This is a genomic window from Methyloceanibacter marginalis, from assembly GCF_001723295.1.
GTDB classification, from domain to species: domain Bacteria; phylum Pseudomonadota; class Alphaproteobacteria; order Rhizobiales; family Methyloligellaceae; genus Methyloceanibacter; species Methyloceanibacter marginalis.
The window spans coordinates 1-16,753 of the sequence record NZ_LPWD01000455.1 but is presented as its reverse complement, the minus strand read 5'-3'; the positions used below and the strand labels follow the sequence as shown (position 1 = coordinate 16,753).

Genomic DNA, 16,753 nt, shown 5'->3' with positions numbered 1-16,753 from the left:
CCCCGAATGGCGGATACGGAGCGCGCATGCTCAAAAACGCGCCTGTCATTCCGTCCCACACGGACCGGGAGCACGCTCATTTTAGGGATCAGGCCCTCGGAGAGATAAAGAGTCCCTTCCTGCTCGGCGGATACATGGCCGACACGATATTGCATCTCGCTAGTCCCTTCTATTGGGCTCGGTGCAAGGCCATGCGGGCAGGTACCATCTCGAGCGATGCCCCGCGCTGGATGCTGACGACATTCGGTACAACGCTTGATAGTGAAACCGTCGACGGCATCTCTGGGCGCTGGGAACAGTCGGATGCGTTGCTGAGCATCACCGGGCACCACGAGCCGAGTTTGACCACCGCCTATCCGGCGACCCGCCAGGGACATATTGCTCATTTCCAGGCAGCACGGCGTGAATACCCCATTTACGAGGCGTTCATGACCCGCACGGCACTGGAGATCGGCTTCGAGATTCCGATCAAGCTGAAAGAACAGCACCCTAAGCACGCCTTCTATGCGCCGGACATGGAGGATCTCCTCTCAGGCTGATGATGCCTGAAGCTTCCGCGTTGATCACAAGCCGTATTCAGCAGCGACTACAGCGCGAGCCCTCGCATCAGTGGCCTCGATGGGCCAGGCTTAATTCGGCATGGCATTCCGCTCCCGGGCCCTCGCATGCGGAATACAGACAGAAGCTCGTCAACTCCCTAGATCAGGTAAGTAAGCGCTACAGGGGAGACTACACGACGGTTCCGCGGCAGCTATGCTTCCAGGTCGCTGGCGTACTGGATATTGTCGGACGCAAATTTTCGCCGATAACGCACGCGCCGGGGTGCAGAGATGGCTATCGGGCTACGCTCGCCGACTATGGTCAACCGTGGGGGGCGGATGCCGTCGAAAGACCGATCGGCGATAGCAAAGAGAGCTTGGCCTCAGAGCCGCTCGTTTGACGCTGCTCTGCTGTCGTCAAGATGGTGGCCATCGATGTTGCGTCGTCCGGAAAAATTTCGCCCTAGAATTCTGTTCGTCGTCCACGGCTGGGGTGGCGGCACGATTCGCTTCGCACGCGCTCTAGCCGATTTGGTGGCTGACAAAGTGGATGTGACCTGGGCGTGGGGCGTCAGGAACAAACTGTTCCATGTCTCGGAGCGTGGGCCGTATTACAGCCAAAAGAGCTATGATTTGGCAGCCGGATTTGATGTTCCGTTGCGGGATCTGAAGGAGCGCCAGTTCGACCGCCTGAATGTTATTCACACGATCGGACTACAGGAACACATCTCAGAACTCACAGAGGGTCTCAGCGTGCCGTACGACGTAACGCTTACCGATTACCACCACTTCTCTCCGACCCCACACTTCGAGGATGAGCGCGGGTACTTCATCGGAGACGATGCTATTGCCCAAATGCGCAATGCTGCTGGACTGACTTTGCCGCCTTTCCTAGCAAAGGCCGATCGACGAATTGCAATATCTGGTGATCTGGCGCATCGGTTGCAGTGGCTACTCCCTGAGTTGCCGGTGATCGCTGCACGAGTCCGCGATCCTCAAGAGGTTCGTGCAGCTGTAAAGGCCCCAGTACTAAAGCCAGGCCAGCCAATGAGGGTGCTGGTGCTAGGCCGGCCTCACCGGGCCAAAGGACTAAGCATCATCCTGGACGTGGCAAAATTCGCTCGATACGAAGCTCTTCCTATCGAGATACTTTGCCTTGGCGAGAGCAGTAGAGAGGCGGCAGCCGCGCTGGATACCTTGCCGAACGTCCGGAGTCTCGGTGCATATAAGGACACAGATCTTCACGATATTGTTGCCCAGATCGATCCCCATATTGCATGGCTTCCCTTCACGGTACCGGAGACCCACAGCTACGCGCTCTCCGACCTACTCGGCTTAGGTTTGCCCATCTTGGCGACAGCAATAGGCGCCGTGTCAGAGCGAGTTGCCGGAAGAGCGTCAACTTGGCTCGTACCGTATCGTCCCGCCAACGCCGACGACCACTTCAACTGGATTAAGAGGCTGTACCTTAGCGGTTTGGCTATCCGGCATCGTGGCAGCCAGTAAATCATCTTCCAGAGGTTGACCGTCAGTTCTATCCAGATATCTACCTCAAGCCGATCCTTGCCCAGCGCGGACTATCTTTGCGTTGGTTGCGTAGGCATTGGCCACGGTAGTCCTGGACAAAACTTCGCCATGCGCAATCGTCTACGAAAGATGAAGATACTGGTCACCGGTGCCGCTGGGTTTATCGGATTCCACGTTTCGCGCAAATTGCTCGACCGCGGTGCCGAGGTTGTCGGGCTCGACAACATGAACTCATACTACGACGTCAAGCTGAAGGAAGCGCGACTTTCCCAACTCACTCGTTACGACAGCTTCTCTTTTATACGTGGCGATTTAGTCGATTCGCCGATGGTTTTTGAGTTGTTTGCAACCCACAAACCCGAGCGTGTTATCCACTTAGCCGCGCAAGCCGGCGTGCGCTACTCACTCACGCGTCCGGAGGATTACATCCAATCCAACATTGTTGGCTTCCTTAATATTCTTGAGGCCTGCCGTGAACACGAGGCAGAGCATCTCATTTTTGCCTCCTCAAGCTCCGTCTACGGAGCGAACACGCGCGTGCCCTTCAGCGTCCACGACTGCGTGGACCATCCGCTCAGCATTTACGCCGCGAGTAAGAAATCGAACGAGCTTATGGCGCATGTCTATGCTCACCTCTATCGGCTGCCAGCGACAGGGCTCCGCTTCTTTACCGTGTACGGACCTTGGGGACGACCAGACATGGCATTGTTTAAGTTCGTGAAGCAGATACTCGCGGACGAGGTGATCGACGTGTACAACAACGGCAATCATGCCCGCGACTTTACGTATATCGATGATGTCGTAGAGGTGATGCTGCGCATGATCGACCGGCCGCCAGCACCCAATCCCGAATGGTCGGGGGACAATCCGGACCCGGGCACGTCGTTAGCACCTTACCGTCTGTATAACATCGGAAACCACACTGCGGTGTCACTGATGGACTTCATCGGTTTGATCGAAAAAGCTCTTGGTCGCGAGGCGCGGAAGAATTACTTGGATCTCCAGCCGGGCGACGTACCGAGGACATATGCGGACGTAACTGACCTGACGAGAGACTTCGGCTATAGCCCAAACACATCAGTCGCAGAAGGTATTAGCAGGTTCGTTGCTTGGTATCATGCCTATTACGGAGTATAGGTTCGCTCTGCAGCCCATCGAGTCGTCCTAAGGCGCAGAATGATCTGGTAGCGCAACCGTCAACGGAGAGCGTAAAAGTGCGCGAAAGTGCCGAGTATGCGAGGCTGCCCGATAAGAAGGGAAGAATTGTAAGCAGTTGGCGTGAGGCGGACGAAGCACCACTGAGAGCTAGATGCAAGCGATTGAGGAGAGCCGATGAGACGCTTGCGATGTTCGCTTGAGGCCGCGTGCTCAACTTAGTGTATTCAGGAGCGATGGATGGTCTCGTACGTGATTGTGTCAGTGCTTGCCTGGCACGGCTGCGCATTTCTTCTGTGAGCTGACACCTTATGTCTGTAAAGGAATACTTGCAGAGCCCCTGCCTCGCTCTCTTCCCGTTCGCCTTCGTTGTGACGTATGGGCGGTCAGGCTCTACTCTCCTCCAAGGCATTCTGAACTCGATTCCTGGCTACTGCATAAGAGGAGAGAACAATTCTACGCTCTTTTACCTCTTCGCTGCGGCTACGAAGTATGAAACCGCGCATCGCGGCTTTGGCAAAAAAGAGACTTCGTCCACATCGCCCTGGTTCGGTGCAGACACACTGGATCCGGGAAACTTTTCCCAAGAGCTCGCAGATCTATTTTTGAGGCTTTGCCTCCAGCCACCGGAGGCTGCTCGGTGCATAGGCTTTAAGGAGATTCGGTATACGCCAGCCCAGATGCCGGATGGAATGTTTGTCGCTTACCTAGACTTTGTTAAGAGGGTATTCCCTGGTGCCGCGATCATATTCAATGTCCGCGAAGTTAGAAGCACTCTAGATAGTGGTTGGTGGGCAGAAAGCGACCAAGCAGCATCGAGGGATATGTTGAACAAAACGATAGAGCGATTCCAATCCTACGCAGCGAGCCGAGATAACTGCTTTGTCTTCAACTACGATTCTCTTATCGAGAACTCTAACTATTGTAAGAATCTTTTTGACTTCCTTAGAGAGCCATTTGATAAGCATGCGCTGGAGCGAGTTCTTGGCCAAGCGCATAGCTATTCAGCGCCGCATCGTGCGAGCTTGAAAGAGCTGATTGTGAAGAAGGATACGGAACTCAAGGCATTATATGCGGAGCTTGACAGTGCAAAAAAAAGCTTCGAGTTAATGAGTCGAAAGCTGCATCAGCTAGAGCAGTCTATCGCTTTGATTCGCCACTCCACCTCTTGGAGAATAACGGCGCCGCTCCGGCAATTTAGCCAGTCGCAGCAACATTGGATTAAGAGACTAAAGGAGCGCCTTGCCCTCAAGTGAAAGTTAATGCCGCTGCGCTTTGCCCTTTTTGCCGTTCCTCATCATTTCGAGAGGTGCGCGACTTGCTGTGCTACTTTTTCATTTGATTTGATTGAAGTAAAAAGAAGCCCAGCGAAGCGGTGCAGTAAGCCGCCAAGACCGACTACTTATCATTGCCGCGACCTGCCCTTCTGATTTTTTGGAGTGAATCTCCGCTCGGCTTGCCCGGAAATCTGCGCGCCTTGCTCGCGTCTCCGCCTCAGCTGCTCGCTTTTCAGCTTGCGTAGCTCGTGACCTTGCTTGGGCTGCTCGTGTCTTTGTTTCCTCCCTGCTTGCTGCGGTGTAGTCATCGAGGTCGAGTTCGCACGTCACGGCTAGCTGGCTTTGCTGGTCGCTGCAATAGCTGTTATCTCCGGTGCCGCTCAGCATCTCTGGCAGAGAAAAAAATGCGAGTGGCTGCAAGTCATTCGTTGTCGCGACGATGCCCATGCCTTCGTTGACATCAATGCCTTTCGGACCTCCTTCTTGAGGATTGCCGCGGCCTCGCATGAACATTTCATCACTTAAAACGCGGTACGATGAGGACGGATAGTGCACGCCTCGCCAGTCAACACCGGGCCTCGCGTAAATTCGCACGAAGGGAGCGCCCGCATCGGCTACCAAAATTGCGCTTCCATCGGCTGTAAAGCGCAGACCGTGAGGATAATAGACGCCCTTCAAAATTCCTTGCGGACCTGTGGACGCATTCAGCGATCCATCATTGAGATAAACGAAAACGCAATGCTTGTTGTGGTTGCTAACGGCAATCCATCTACGATCGCTGCTCACACATATGCCGTCCGGAATATCAATGTGCTTTTGCAGAAGCACGGAGCTGTCTTGAACTGAGTAACAGCCCGCTGTCGTCACTATGTGCCTCGTAATCTTGTGGCCGAAGTTGTCGCATATTAAAACTTCGTAGCGGCCCCTGGAGAGCCTGTTGACTGATACCGACCCCGGGGAGTCCAAGAGGTCCCGCTCGGCAATCGCCCCGCTCGGAGAGATTTCATAGTGCCCGGCGCCGTTAGTGCATTCGGGTAGCCGCAATATGCAGGCGCTGCCATTTCGATTGGCGACAATGAGTGAATCGTCGCCGATGAAATCAAGCCCATGAGGGTAATCGAAGCTTTCAGAGAAGATCTCTGCTGCTCCCGTCAATATTAGCTTTGTTTCAGGACCGTGCGCGACAGAGAAATCGAACAGAAATACCTTACTTGCAGAGAACCCCGCGACGGCAAAGCGCCGATAATCCGGCGAGAACTTGATGTCCTCAGTTCTCCCCAGGCGGCCGATAACGTCGAGTACGTCCTGAGAACCCGTGTAGGCAATTACCATTGCACTGTGCCTGACGCTTGCGTGGTGCCTCGTCCCAATCACGACGAGAGTACCATCGGCCGACAGTTCCTCTACAACGGTTATCGTGTCGATCAGCCGCGACGTACCACTGGTCCGTTCGAGCCCGTGGCGTTTCGTTTGTCAAATAAGCTCCGCGGGGCTACTGAACGGGATAGCCGAAAAACTCCAACTCTTCATGGAACATCTCATTCAGTCTCTTGATGGTCTCCGGCTTCAGTTTCTTCTGGTAGTTTCCCGGATGGACCTGGCGGACGTGCCGATCGGGACGCTCGCCGTCAGGAAAAACATCGAAGGGCGCAACGGCGCGTGCGATCGCTTTTTTTGACCTATCCCAGCCGAACTGGCGGCACACATCCTGAGCCCATTCTTCTTTGCGATAGACCATGTCTTCGTAACGGGTGAGCATCGAACCCCTGCATGATGCGCGCACCCTGAGACCCCTCATCATATCGGCGACACCTCGGGTCGCGAGACGCAGGACACCTTGGTCCACGTCCACTTTCCTCAGAATTTCTCGCTGGTTTAGAAATGCCTGCTTTTTATCCGAGGCGACGGCATCGCCCGGCTCCGGGTGGCTGTCGCGCAGCGAGTAGTACTTTGAAACGAGAACGTCACGAATGTCGCGGACATGCACCAACGTGGGGGCGTCGATCGGGATCTCGTATTCCGTGGGCACATTTGAGAAGTGATAGAAGTATCCTGATGGCTGGAAGATCTCTGAGGTCGACGCAGGAATTTCACTCTGAGGGATACCAGCCTTGAAGAAGGCACCCCCGGGGCCGGTAGGCTGGAGACCCGATTGTCTTGCCAGCTCCCGCAGGATGCCTCGCGCCATCTTGCTGCCGGATTTTGGCTGCGTGAACATCAAACACGAGGGCTTGTTCGAGAGTGGAGGCGGCAATCGGTAGATCACCTGCCCGTCGTACTCGATGACGGGCCGGTTGCCCCATTGACCTCGAACAAGTTGTCCGAGCCGGAAGACGATTTGTGCGGGGGTGAGCATCAGACGGTTCGCGGGTCCGGCTAGGGTCTCCAAGTGTAGAAGCCATATAGCATGAACAGCAGCACCATCACGACGATCCAGAGGTGGTGGAGGCAGCCCTTCTCCCCGCTCTGCTCAATCTGCGCCACGCGGGCGCAGCAGTAGACGAAGGCCACCGTCAACATGTGAGGGTGGGCGCCATCGCGTGGAAGAAGGCTACGGCGCCGCTCAGGGATAAAGAAGGTCACTGACCAGAAGTCCCAGCCCGTACAGCACCCCCGCGGCGATGATCGCCAGGAAGTAGATCGCGAGCCCGCAGTTTAACCACGAGATAGCCCACATAACTATCGGGGGCCATCCGGTGTTTACAGGTTGCTTTGGCAGCTTGGGCAGGTGCATTCGTCGCGGCCTTAAAAGAATGCTACTTCGAGTACGCGCAGAGGCGAAGCGTGATCAGGGGATCGACGACCTAAGCGGAATCAGGCAGCGATCGCATTTGGCGGGCATCCATATTTTGAAGTGATAGCGCGCCTATCGCGGAACCCGCGTCTCTCATAGCTGCTGACCATCGGATGCAAGGTTGGCCCGTTGATCACTCTTAGAGGCTGGCGCAGCGGCGGTTTGTGAGGAGAATGAGTGAGAACGGAGGCTTTGCTGCCACAGGCTTTGAGCAATGCCCATGGGTTCGATGTTTCGCTCCCGCCACCAGTTCTCCTCCCTGCCTACGCGGTGGACCTCGTTGTGGTGGATGGCGCATAGCGGCACAGTAAACTCGTCGCTGACCTTCAAGCCGACCCCCCGTTCTTGCGCGTGGCGCAGATGATGCGCGTGGCTGGGCTGCCGCCCGCAGACGACGCAGGGTTGCCCCGCGACGAAGCGGAGGTGCTCCTTGCAGCGGACCCGTTTCGGCTCGCTGATTGTCAGGACACTCTTGTCGACCTTCGGGCGTGAGGTCTCGTTCACTTTGCTGGAGGTGGACATTTCCGGTTGAGAGTTCCCGCTGCCGCCGTCGCGCGGCGTTGCCAAATCGACGGCGCACTGCTTGAGGTGCCGAACGAGTTGCGGCGCGATCCCTGACTTCGGGAGGTGCTCCTGCCTTAAGGTGCGGCTGAGCGACCGGACGGCGTCAACATTCTGCTCCCACAGCGCGAAGAGCGCCTCCATGTCGGCCGCCTCGCTCATCGCCTTCTGGAGTGCCGCCGCGAATTCGCTCGGCTTCCCGAAGGTAGCCCCCGCCTCGCCGGAAGGTGACCGCAGCGTCCACGACGTCGCGGGCTCCGGCGCCTCCTGCTTCCTCATCTTGCGGACGCCGGCCTGCTCGGGGTCGTAGAGGGCGAGCCCGAAGGAGTTGCCGAAGGTTGAGAGCGCCCGCTTCGTTGCGTCCGTCTCGGCGGCCTTTAGGGCGAGGTCGTGGGCTTGGCCACGGGTCGGCCCCTTGCCTTCGCCGGAGCCGGATCCATCTCTCACGATGGTGATGTCCCCGGCGCGGACGGAGATGCGCACCTTGGCGGTGTACGCCGCGACGAAGTCTCCCCCGCCGGTGCCGCTCCAGACGCAGCTGTTCACGAGCGTCCTCCGGTCCCAGGCGTCGAAGCCGAAGATGCGGTTGGCTTCGGATACGGAGTGCCACCCCTCGACGTAGTGGAGGTCCACGCCGTCGGCTCTCCGCGTCTTGATGTGTTTTGGGTCGAGCTTCGCCTTAAGTTGCCGGAGCTGGGTGTCGCTGAGCGCCATTACTTGGTCCTCACGGTCAGAACGGGTTTCGGGTTGCTGAGTTGGGCGCCTCGATGGCGCCGCCGCGCTTCAGCTCGCTGACCACGGCCTGCCGGTCGAGCTTCGGCGGCTGAGGGATCCAGTAGGCTGGGGGGATTGTCTCCTCGGTGACCACCACGAGGGATGGCGTCCCGGGGCGGGTCGAGGCGGTGAAATCCGGCTGCTGGAGTTTCGAGAGCCCGACCTCGGTCATCGCCTCTAGCGCCAGTTCCCGCTTCTTCTTGAAGCGGAGCTCGAGGCGAGAGAGGCGCTCCCTCATCTCCTCGAGGCGGCCGCGGAGGCCGGCGTGGAGAGCTTCATCCACTAGCGCGGAGCGGATGACGGCGGCTATCATCTCGGGGAGGTCGCTGATTCCTTCCAACGTGTCCGTTAGAGTTTCGGGGTCTAGTTCAGGCCAAGCCTTGAGCAAGCGCTCCCTCGTGGCCAGGTAGCCTGAAATTCCAATAGCAAGGTTCATTTGGTTAGACCTTTTTAGATCGGATATGATCGCAATGATATCATTCAGACGCCCTCTGTCAACTAGATTAGATCAATTTCGATATGGATACGATCAGGCATGATCTTTTCAGCTGAATTCGGGCGGGCCGAGCTCTCCTGGGCTGGAGCCAGACCAACCTTGCCGACGCAGCTACGGTTGGCGTCGCCACGGTCCGGCGATTGGAGTCTGTCCGGGGAGAGATACGAGGTTCCGCGGAAACAGTTTGGAAGGTTCAGAAGGCGCTCGAGGCGGCAGGTGTCGAGTTTATCCCTGCGGAAGGGAAGGGCCGGGGGTTCGTCTCCGCAGAAACATCCAAACCCCTTGAGCCCGCGCGTCCTGATCGGGTGGGTGAGGAGCGCGTCTCAAAATTCTCTAGCCCCTCTGACCGATAAGGAATTGCAGCCGCCGCAGCGCGGCCCACTGGTCGGAGTGGTCGCTTAGGCAGCCCAATTTGATTCAGGGGTCTCGGCAAAGTATGGCGTCATGGCTTTGCTCTTATCGCGGGTGGCGAATGTCAGCAGGAAGGCGTCTGCCGCGTCTGGTGACGCGACACCTCGCTTCTTCAAGTCGGACTTCGCCTCAACCACGATTTTTCCGGCGGCGGTGTAGCTGTACGTCGGCAAGACCAGCTCAGCAATCAGCGTGTCGTCCTTAGGGATGGAGCACGCCCTGTCGGAAAACCACTCGCGACCCTTGAACCACAGCTCATCACGCAGCCGCATGCAGTTCTCCCGAGTGGGCGCAGTCTCACCGACATTGATCCCTCTCACGGGTAGGCCGCGCACTTTGCACTGGTCGTAGACGCCGGCACCGAGGCCGATGATGTCGATGAGGATAACGTGCGGCTTCATATCGTGGGGCGCGGCGTTGTACTCCTGCTCAACTACGCCGTCAGTTGAATGCTGTCCTTGTTACGCCACCTCTTGACCGGCTCGAGCAGCTTGTTCGCTTGTCGCTTCGCAAGTGCACTTGAGTCGTCACCGAAGCGAGCGACATCCAATCCCCAAATCGGGATGTAACTAGAAAGAGGCATCACGTCGCGGTCAACGGCTGCGAGCACCAGCTCCAGCGGCATGACGGTGTCATCGTCAGCCGTCGGGAATTCCCCAAGAACCCTGACGCGCCATTGGTTTGAATCCTCGCCGTATTTCGCTCGGATGTCCTCGATGTGCCCCTGCGCCCTCGGCACATCGAGGCAGCTGACGTGCATCGCGTGCCACCGATCCCTCTGCGAGTGGTGGGTGTCGTGGAAGAAGCCAGACGAACGCGTGGGGTTGCCCGCTAGGACAACCTTCGCGCCGGGCGCGAGAGGGCACCTAAGCCCACTTCGAAGACAACGTCGTCGATCCCGGAGGCCTCGTCGATCAGGAACAGCAAGTTGTCGGCGTGGAAACCCTGCAGAGCCTCGGGGTTATCTTTCGAGGCGGTGCGTCTCACCGCAAACGAGCCCTCGGGGTTGGTCAGCAAGACGACGCGTTCAGCTTGGACTTCGATCTTCTCCCTCAGTGGCGCCGGAAGTTTTCTGTGCCACTTGGCGATCTCGGGCCAGATCGTGTCCCTCAGCTGACTTTGTGAGTTCGCCGCAACGGGGATCTTGCAGCTTGAGCGCGTCAGCATGAACCATAACACGAGCCACGCCTGAAGCGTCGTTTTGCCGACGCCGTGTCCGGAGCGGATCGAGACGCGGTCGTGCTTCCCGATGGCCTCTAGAGCTTGCGACTGCCACGGCTCCGGCTGCGCCCCTAGGACGCCGGTCACAAACCGCAGCGGGTCGTCTCTGCTCTCAGCCCAGGCTTTCTGCCAACTCACGTCCGCGTCCATCGCTAATCATCTCCAGCAACTTTCCGAATGCATCCCCGCTTTGCGCATCGGCCTGAGAACTCTGGCGACCAATGTCAGCCACAAGGCGGAGGAAGGCTTCTGGGCGTCTCAATCTCAGCTTGGTGATCGCTCGCTGGCCGTGCTGCGCATACTCGGCCTCCAGCGCCTCGACGAAGTCGCGGCTCGCATGGGCTCGTGGTGCGGCGCCCCTCGACCCGCGTTTGCTTCGTCTACGCATTGGCTGCTGCTTTCGCCATCTTGCTTGACGTTCTCAGGTGGCATGCGTCGGGATGAGATTACGCCGCCGACTGCCGGGGCTCCGAAGTCGCGGGTGACGCGGCCGCGGCTCTCTCTTCATGGAGCTCACGCAGCATCTTCAACGTCTTCTCGACCTCCCTCGTCAGCCGGACCTCGCGTTGCGTAAGTTTTCCGAGGGCGTCGTTGTCGCTCGCGTCGTGGATCAGGCGTCGCCCAGTTCAATGCGGCATACGTCGTCACTCTCATCGCGCGCCGCAACGTCGGCGAAGCGAGCCGCGATAATTGCGGCCTCGAAGAGGGGTCCGCGGCGGAGGCGCCAAAGGAGAGCGAGGAGATGCCCTAGAAGCTCCGCCTTGACGGCACCAAGGGGCTGATACTCCTCCTCAGCGCCGCGCGGAGTGCCTCGAAGCTGTCGCCGCTCTCGCCGAGAATTAAGACGGTCTTCGCCGTCAAGCCGTGCGTAAGCGCGTTCATGCTGGAGCACGATTTCCCGGCTTCCGTCTTTGGTCCGGTGCTCTTCTTCGCGTTCGCTTTGTTTGCTGCAATCTGTTTGCTTGATGCCATCGACACTCTCCCTGAGGTTTTGTGGATCATGCGCAGAGGTTGTCGAGGCACGTGATTCGTTCCAACACGCCAAATCGTATGAGCTTCAGTTACAACTTATAATTGTAGTTTTGGAGTGTGCTACTTCAGGAGTGTCGTCTGAAAAACGAACCCAATTTGCGCAACTGTACTAGGAGACGGGGATAGAGCGGGCGTCCGCCGAATACGGTGAGCCGGTTCGAGAAAGGTGCTGGTGCCAGAGCCGACACCTTGGGGCACCTGCAGGAGATCTTGGAGGATGCAGGCGTGGTGTTCGTGCCGGCGGACGAGACGGCAGGGGTTGCGTCCGGCTACGGGAGCCAGAAAGCGGATCGCTGCGGGGGGTCCCGGCTAGGCTTCGAGTCGACTGACTACGTCTGGGGCGAGATTCTCAGCGCGCCTACACCGGTCAGTTCGGAGACGGCGCCTCCGATGCGGGCGCAAGGCCGGGCTTCACGCGGCGGTTCCATTGCGGACCGGGCTCCGGCCTAGGCCGCGTGAGCAAGCATCAGTCGACAAGGCCCTTCTGTGCTAGGGCGCTGCGCCAAAGAGGCGGTTCGCCCAGCATTCTCTGTATGGGAGTACGGGTATCGAGAGCTCGTAGGGCCTTGCGGGCCTCGTTGGCATCCTTGACGGTCATGGGCTCTCGCGTCGCTAAAGGCAGATCCAGCCAGGACAAATGCGTGGGCTCCACGTCGTCCCCATACTCGGGCGTGCTTACCATCGAAGGGTTCTCCAGGCTGCGTTGCTCGTCGTATCTTCCGCCCAATTTGGTTAACGAGATCTTGCGCGACCTTAGCCATGAGGAATCAATTTGCGCCGCCTCCGTGCGGCTCGCGTCGTGGCGGCGAGAAGCGGGACGAACCCGCCGTCCCGCCTGCCCATCAAAGAGCACGAGTAGGCTTCACGACCGGATGTCCGCCCAGGTGCGACTCACCCTCCTCGCCATCCCTAGCCTTACCGTTTCTATTCGACCTTAGTGATATCGGACTTCTTTGCCTCGTCAGGCTTTCCCTTCTTGAAGGCGACTTTGCTGTAAGCATCCCCCGACTTTGTGATCCTGCTGACCCAGCCGTCCTTCCATCGGATCACGGCAATGTTGTCGTTCTTTTTCGCTGTTTTCCAGTTTCCAGTCAGACTTTCGTCGGCTCGCTTTCCGGTAGCGGCGCCATTTTCGGCGAGCGTGATCTCCATCGGTTTGCCATCCGTATCCGTGGTCTCGTATTTGCCGACAAAATCGCTCGCTGCGGCCAAGGCAGCGTCGGCTGACAGGGCGACGACCAAAGCAGCAGTGGCGAAGGTGCGCTTCAACATGGGGAGGTCTCCTATGCTTAAGGGGGTAGCTACAACTTGCTGAGCTATAACTGCTCAAGTGATAATCAAGATCCAGCATCTGGCTCCCAAGAAAAAATTATTGCACCGGCGAAACCTGCGCGAGTTCATCGGCAACCAGCCGATCGTGCAGGGCGAAAATAGGACCAGGCTATGACCGACGAAGCGACGCTTGCTGCAAACCAACTCATAGGGCGCCGCGTGCTGCTCGAGATGTGGGGCGCCGGCGACCTTGGCGTCGCCGATGAACTTTATGCGCCGGATTACGTCGACCACGTGGCCCGTGGGCCCGAGCCATCACGGGTGGTCGGTGTCGAGGGCATCAAGCAGGCGGTCAGGCTATTCCGGGACGCTTTCCCGGACCTGCAGTATGCCGTCGAAGAGCAAATGGCGGAGCGCGACCTTGTCTGGACGCGGTTCTCGGCGGCCGGTACGCATCTTGGGTCGTTCCTCGGCGCGGCTCCGACCGGCAGGACCGTGACCTATACGGGTATGGACCTCAACTGCATCGCCGACGGCAGGATTGTAGAGTCGTGGGTCAACTACGACGCGCTCGCTTTGCTTCAGCAAGTGGGTTTGGTGACCCCCATTAACGGCTTTTAGTTGGCGCGCTCCCGGCAATCAGGATGCCGCGGACCCGAAACGCGTTCTTCGCGAAGTCAAGCCCGACGACCTGAACATCAACGCCGTCGAACTCAAATGTGATGCACCACGGTCCATTGACGTGGATCGAGTAGCGGGTCGGCTTGAGGCCCTCCGGGGCGCGATTTCAGCCAGGGCGTAGTGCACCGCCTCACCTCCGCGGCCGGCGGGCACGCTAAAAGGTACGTTCTGCAGACTGGGCCTAAGGTTTGATCCTGGTCAATACGGGCTTGGGCCTCGGGGACTATTTGCCTTTTGTAGCATCCCTCGTCTCGCTGCCTAACAGACGGAACCCATCACAAAATGGGTTCGCACAACCTCAAGCTATCTTGGGCTGCGCAATTATGCTGCATTGCAACATTGTGGTCTTGTTTTTTGTGCAGTGCAACATTAAGTCTAGAAGGTGATTGAAATAGGCCGCAAAGGCCGCCCTGAAAGGAAATCAGAGATGACTGAGCATCAAAAATTTAGTGACGAAGTTCAAAAGGCAAGCAAGCAGAGCTTGGATAATTCCACCCGCTCCTACCAAGAAGTGACCAAGGGCGTCCAGGCCGTGACCGCTGAGATGACAGGCTACTCGAAAAAGACTTTCGAGGATGCTACCCGGACCTTCGAGCAATTGCTTGGCGTGAAGTCTTTCGAGCAGGCCGTCGAGATCCAGTCGCAATATGCCAAGAAGGCCTTCGAGGCCCATATTGCTCAGATGACCAAGCTCGGCGAGATGTATACCGACATGGTGCGGAACGCTCAAGCCTTTCGAGCAGACCTTTTCCAAGTAGGTCTAGCAAAGAGATTTGAGCGACAACTGAAAGGCTCGGAGCCTCGGCTTCGGGCCTTTGTTGCGCCTGCCGCAGCGGTTGTGAGTGCCCTAGCGCCGTTCGCATCCGCCGGCGCATACGCTATCGCCGCCGACAACTTGGCAGCATGACCATCTGAAACCTGGACGAGGACGAACTGGCGCAGGCCGCGGCGCTAGCGGCTTAGCAACCCGCTTGGCCTCTCGGAGGTAGCCGGCGCGCCGTGGCCGCGATCATACTTGTTGCTGGCCTTCCCCATTCAGAACGAATCCAATTTCGTTGAGGGACCTCGGTGGGCGCCAAGGTTGGCGACGGAGGTGCCGATCGCGGCGGCAAGGCCGGCATGCGCGTCAACTGGTAATAATGCGAGTACGACGGCGGAGATGAGAGCTCCCCCGTATCGCCAGCGTTTGGCACGCGGGGCGTGATGTCGGACCGCCCGCATGTGCTATTGGGCGATGCGCAACTCACTGAGTCCTTGCGTAATCTCTTTAAACACTGTGGCGAGCTGTGCGTTAGAAGGCGAATTGTAATACATGTCGGGCTTTGAGGCGCAGTTCCTCAACAGCTGCTGCGTCGTCGAGTCGTGCACCTGGAACCCGATCGTATAAAGCAGGATGTCCTTCTCCTTGATGGCGTTGCACACCTCGGATGTCTTGTTATTGAGCGTCTGCTCCGTTCTGTTTCCGCTCTTCGAGCCCAGATGGCCGGCGTTGCCGCAGCAAGCAGCAAAGCCGAAGGCGTTGTAGAAGGAATTGTTGTGGCCGTTGCCGCCACCTCCGACGTCGTTCTGGCCATCTGTGAGCAGCACGATTGCCTTAACCCATTTCTCGCCGCCGTAGGGGGCCCCTTCCGTAAAAGGCTCTCCCGGTGAGAGCAGTCGCCAACCCCAAAGCAGCCCTGCCGGTATCACGGTACTGCCCTCCGGCTGTAGCTGCTCAACGGCCGAGATAACCCGGCCCTGTTTGTCGACAAGGGGCGTCACGGCGCGGGGCGGGCAGTTGAAGTCGGGGCCCTTGCTTGAGCTGCGCACAACCGCGCGGCTATACTTTGATGTATCGCGCTGGCATTCCTCCGGATCGGGGGAACCGCCGCCGCCCCAGCCACCCCAGCCCCAGCCGCCGGACGCTTTACACGCGCCTGCATTGCCGTCGTCGAGGTAGTCGTTGCTGGAGGAGTAGGTGTCCTGTTCGTCGGGAGCGAAGTAGGGCGCCCACTTCGTCGCGGCGGCACTGCCGGGCGGGTCGTCCGTCAATTCGTACGGTTCGGCGCGTTCGCGGACACACCCAGCCCACTCGCGATTCCTGAGATCGTCGTAGAGCGTCAGCGCACTTTCGCCGTTTCTAAAATCAAAGTCCTCTTTGGCGACACTCGACATATGCGGATATGTGCGCGTATCGATCCAGCCGGAATCAAGATTATCCGCGCCGACATTCACCGCGCCTGAAAATGGCACCACGCCAATCCTGAGTGTCTCCGAGTCAGATTTGCCTTTGAACAGGTCCTGGACCATCGTTTTCGCAGCACTCTGCATTGCCTGCATCTTACCCCGTTGACCCATCGAGCCGGTGGTGTCGAGGACAAGCGCAAGCTCAAGATTTCGTTGCTTCTTCGTGACGACGCTGGTCGCACCGACGTCCAGGGAATTGATATTAGCGAGGCCCATGAAGGTAGTCGGTAGCGACCCCGACACCTCCACGTGGATATCGTCACCTGAGAATGACACCTTCAGTGCCCGTGCAGTGCCTAGCGATGACTTAGGGAAGTTGGCGTTGAAGTAGTGCTGGGCTCTGGCCTCGAGCTCGGCTTCAGAAAGCCCGGTCCATGAGCCGATGGCCAGCGCGGCGGCGTCCGCCGCGTCGGCCATTCGCTCGCGCGCGGCAAGCGCGCGTCCGTAGTCCACAGCGGCGCCGATCGCGAGGAGGATCGGGATAAGAGAAAGGGCAAAAAGGAGAGCGACGCTCCCCTTATGGTTCCGGGCGAAGTGCCGAATATAGAAATTCATTGCATACAATAGGGCGCCGCCTTTCCGTGTGTCGCGTCACTCTCCTTCAAGTGGCTGGGTACGGAAAACTTCTTACCGCGAGGTGTCTCTTTGTCAGAAATGTCGTAAAGGCTGAGAGTCGACGGTGGTCCGGTCACCCATCATCTCCAGCACGCGTACTCGCCAAGGCTGTGCTATAGTGCGGGTCGGAGCTTGCTATGGGGGTGACAATGGGCAGCGGACCAAGGAACTA

The 16,753-nt window shown here is 58.3% G+C and carries 17 protein-coding genes and 1 pseudogene; 6 read left to right on the top strand and 12 right to left on the bottom strand.

Annotated elements, in window-relative coordinates; translation table 11 throughout:
- Positions 1-26: 26 nt before the first annotated feature.
- From AUC71_RS16055 to AUC71_RS16040, 4 genes are all read left to right on the top strand, one after another.
- The gene (locus AUC71_RS16055; protein WP_069625061.1) at positions 27-539 is read left to right on the top strand and encodes a hypothetical protein; all 513 of its coding nucleotides are present in this window, start codon (positions 27-29) and stop codon (positions 537-539) included.
- A 435-nt stretch (positions 540-974) separates the two neighbouring features.
- Positions 975-2,045: a glycosyltransferase family protein gene (locus AUC71_RS16050; RefSeq protein WP_069625060.1), complete on the top strand. Its 1,071-nt coding sequence runs from the start codon at positions 975-977 to the stop codon at positions 2,043-2,045.
- Positions 2,046-2,195: 150 nt separating this feature from the next.
- The gene (locus tag AUC71_RS16045) at positions 2,196-3,203 is read left to right on the top strand and encodes an NAD-dependent epimerase (RefSeq protein WP_069625059.1); all 1,008 of its coding nucleotides are present in this window, start codon (positions 2,196-2,198) and stop codon (positions 3,201-3,203) included.
- Positions 3,204-3,532: 329 nt separating this feature from the next.
- Positions 3,533-4,477, top strand: coding sequence for a sulfotransferase (locus AUC71_RS16040; RefSeq protein WP_069625058.1), 945 nt, complete (start codon positions 3,533-3,535; stop codon positions 4,475-4,477).
- Between the two features lie 78 nt (positions 4,478-4,555).
- Here the strand turns inward: AUC71_RS16040 and AUC71_RS16035 are convergent, their stop codons facing one another.
- From AUC71_RS16035 to AUC71_RS15990, 10 genes are all read right to left on the bottom strand, one after another.
- Positions 4,556-5,830, bottom strand: coding sequence for a hypothetical protein (locus AUC71_RS16035; RefSeq protein WP_069625057.1), 1,275 nt, complete (start codon positions 5,828-5,830; stop codon positions 4,556-4,558).
- A 160-nt stretch (positions 5,831-5,990) separates the two neighbouring features.
- Complete coding sequence (locus AUC71_RS16030) at positions 5,991-6,854, bottom strand: hypothetical protein (RefSeq protein ID WP_141701775.1); 864 nt, start codon at positions 6,852-6,854, stop codon at positions 5,991-5,993.
- A 20-nt stretch (positions 6,855-6,874) separates the two neighbouring features.
- Positions 6,875-7,018 carry a hypothetical protein gene (locus tag AUC71_RS19840; RefSeq protein ID WP_158007900.1) on the bottom strand — a complete coding sequence of 48 codons (144 nt, stop codon included), beginning with the start codon at positions 7,016-7,018 and terminating at the stop codon, positions 6,875-6,877.
- 367 nt (positions 7,019-7,385) lie between these two features.
- Positions 7,386-8,567 carry a Rad52/Rad22 family DNA repair protein gene (locus AUC71_RS20465; RefSeq protein ID WP_069625055.1) on the bottom strand — a complete coding sequence of 394 codons (1,182 nt, stop codon included), beginning with the start codon at positions 8,565-8,567 and terminating at the stop codon, positions 7,386-7,388.
- Positions 8,568-8,583: 16 nt separating this feature from the next.
- Positions 8,584-9,015: a siphovirus Gp157 family protein gene (locus AUC71_RS16020; RefSeq protein ID WP_158007899.1), complete on the bottom strand. Its 432-nt coding sequence runs from the start codon at positions 9,013-9,015 to the stop codon at positions 8,584-8,586.
- Positions 9,016-9,521: 506 nt separating this feature from the next.
- Positions 9,522-9,935, bottom strand: a complete 414-nt coding sequence (locus AUC71_RS16015; protein ID WP_069625053.1) for a hypothetical protein — start codon at positions 9,933-9,935, stop codon at positions 9,522-9,524.
- Positions 9,936-9,967: 32 nt separating this feature from the next.
- Positions 9,968-10,294: a hypothetical protein gene (locus AUC71_RS16010; RefSeq protein WP_069625052.1), complete on the bottom strand. Its 327-nt coding sequence runs from the start codon at positions 10,292-10,294 to the stop codon at positions 9,968-9,970.
- A gap of 71 nt (positions 10,295-10,365) precedes the next feature.
- Positions 10,366-10,893 carry a hypothetical protein gene (locus tag AUC71_RS16005; RefSeq protein ID WP_141701774.1) on the bottom strand — a complete coding sequence of 176 codons (528 nt, stop codon included), beginning with the start codon at positions 10,891-10,893 and terminating at the stop codon, positions 10,366-10,368.
- A 609-nt stretch (positions 10,894-11,502) separates the two neighbouring features.
- Positions 11,503-11,727 carry a hypothetical protein gene (locus tag AUC71_RS18975; protein ID WP_141701773.1) on the bottom strand — a complete coding sequence of 75 codons (225 nt, stop codon included), beginning with the start codon at positions 11,725-11,727 and terminating at the stop codon, positions 11,503-11,505.
- A 984-nt stretch (positions 11,728-12,711) separates the two neighbouring features.
- Complete coding sequence (locus AUC71_RS15990; RefSeq protein ID WP_069625048.1) at positions 12,712-13,059, bottom strand: lipocalin-like domain-containing protein; 348 nt, start codon at positions 13,057-13,059, stop codon at positions 12,712-12,714.
- A 171-nt stretch (positions 13,060-13,230) separates the two neighbouring features.
- Between AUC71_RS15990 and AUC71_RS15985 the strand changes: the two genes are divergently transcribed.
- Complete coding sequence (locus AUC71_RS15985) at positions 13,231-13,680, top strand: ester cyclase (RefSeq protein WP_069625047.1); 450 nt, start codon at positions 13,231-13,233, stop codon at positions 13,678-13,680.
- A gap of 55 nt (positions 13,681-13,735) precedes the next feature.
- Here the strand turns inward: AUC71_RS15985 and AUC71_RS22890 are convergent.
- Positions 13,736-13,834 (bottom strand): annotated as a pseudogene (locus tag AUC71_RS22890) (type II toxin-antitoxin system RelE/ParE family toxin); the annotation flags it as partial.
- A 333-nt stretch (positions 13,835-14,167) separates the two neighbouring features.
- On the opposite strand from AUC71_RS22890, the gene AUC71_RS15980 reads away from it, so the two are divergent.
- Positions 14,168-14,647 carry a phasin family protein gene (locus AUC71_RS15980; protein ID WP_141701772.1) on the top strand — a complete coding sequence of 160 codons (480 nt, stop codon included), beginning with the start codon at positions 14,168-14,170 and terminating at the stop codon, positions 14,645-14,647.
- 317 nt (positions 14,648-14,964) lie between these two features.
- Here the strand turns inward: AUC71_RS15980 and AUC71_RS15975 are convergent, their stop codons facing one another.
- On the bottom strand, positions 14,965-16,521 hold the full coding sequence (locus AUC71_RS15975; RefSeq protein WP_069625045.1) for a TadE/TadG family type IV pilus assembly protein: 1,557 nt from the start codon (positions 16,519-16,521) through the stop codon (positions 14,965-14,967).
- Positions 16,522-16,753: the final 232 nt, after the last annotated feature.

Excerpts from the sequence above, each read along its gene's own strand:
- AUC71_RS16050 (WP_069625060.1), top strand. The coding sequence starts at position 975 with ATGTTGCGTCGTCCGGAAAAATTTCGCCCTAGAATTCTGTTCGTCGTC.
- AUC71_RS19840 (WP_158007900.1), bottom strand. The coding sequence starts at position 7,018 with ATGTTGACGGTGGCCTTCGTCTACTGCTGCGCCCGCGTGGCGCAGATT.
- AUC71_RS15985 (WP_069625047.1), top strand. The coding sequence starts at position 13,231 with ATGACCGACGAAGCGACGCTTGCTGCAAACCAACTCATAGGGCGCCGC.
- AUC71_RS16010 (WP_069625052.1), bottom strand. The coding sequence starts at position 10,294 with ATGCACGTCAGCTGCCTCGATGTGCCGAGGGCGCAGGGGCACATCGAG.
- AUC71_RS18975 (WP_141701773.1), bottom strand. The coding sequence starts at position 11,727 with ATGGCATCAAGCAAACAGATTGCAGCAAACAAAGCGAACGCGAAGAAG.
- AUC71_RS16035 (WP_069625057.1), bottom strand. The coding sequence starts at position 5,830 with ATGGTAATTGCCTACACGGGTTCTCAGGACGTACTCGACGTTATCGGC.
- AUC71_RS15980 (WP_141701772.1), top strand. The coding sequence starts at position 14,168 with ATGACTGAGCATCAAAAATTTAGTGACGAAGTTCAAAAGGCAAGCAAG.
- AUC71_RS16055 (WP_069625061.1), top strand. The coding sequence starts at position 27 with ATGCTCAAAAACGCGCCTGTCATTCCGTCCCACACGGACCGGGAGCAC.
- AUC71_RS16045 (WP_069625059.1), top strand. The coding sequence starts at position 2,196 with ATGAAGATACTGGTCACCGGTGCCGCTGGGTTTATCGGATTCCACGTT.
- AUC71_RS20465 (WP_069625055.1), bottom strand. The coding sequence starts at position 8,567 with ATGGCGCTCAGCGACACCCAGCTCCGGCAACTTAAGGCGAAGCTCGAC.
- AUC71_RS16030 (WP_141701775.1), bottom strand. The coding sequence starts at position 6,854 with ATGCTCACCCCCGCACAAATCGTCTTCCGGCTCGGACAACTTGTTCGA.
- AUC71_RS15990 (WP_069625048.1), bottom strand. The coding sequence starts at position 13,059 with ATGTTGAAGCGCACCTTCGCCACTGCTGCTTTGGTCGTCGCCCTGTCA.
- AUC71_RS15975 (WP_069625045.1), bottom strand. The coding sequence starts at position 16,521 with ATGAATTTCTATATTCGGCACTTCGCCCGGAACCATAAGGGGAGCGTC.
- AUC71_RS16015 (WP_069625053.1), bottom strand. The coding sequence starts at position 9,935 with ATGAAGCCGCACGTTATCCTCATCGACATCATCGGCCTCGGTGCCGGC.
- AUC71_RS16040 (WP_069625058.1), top strand. The coding sequence starts at position 3,533 with ATGTCTGTAAAGGAATACTTGCAGAGCCCCTGCCTCGCTCTCTTCCCG.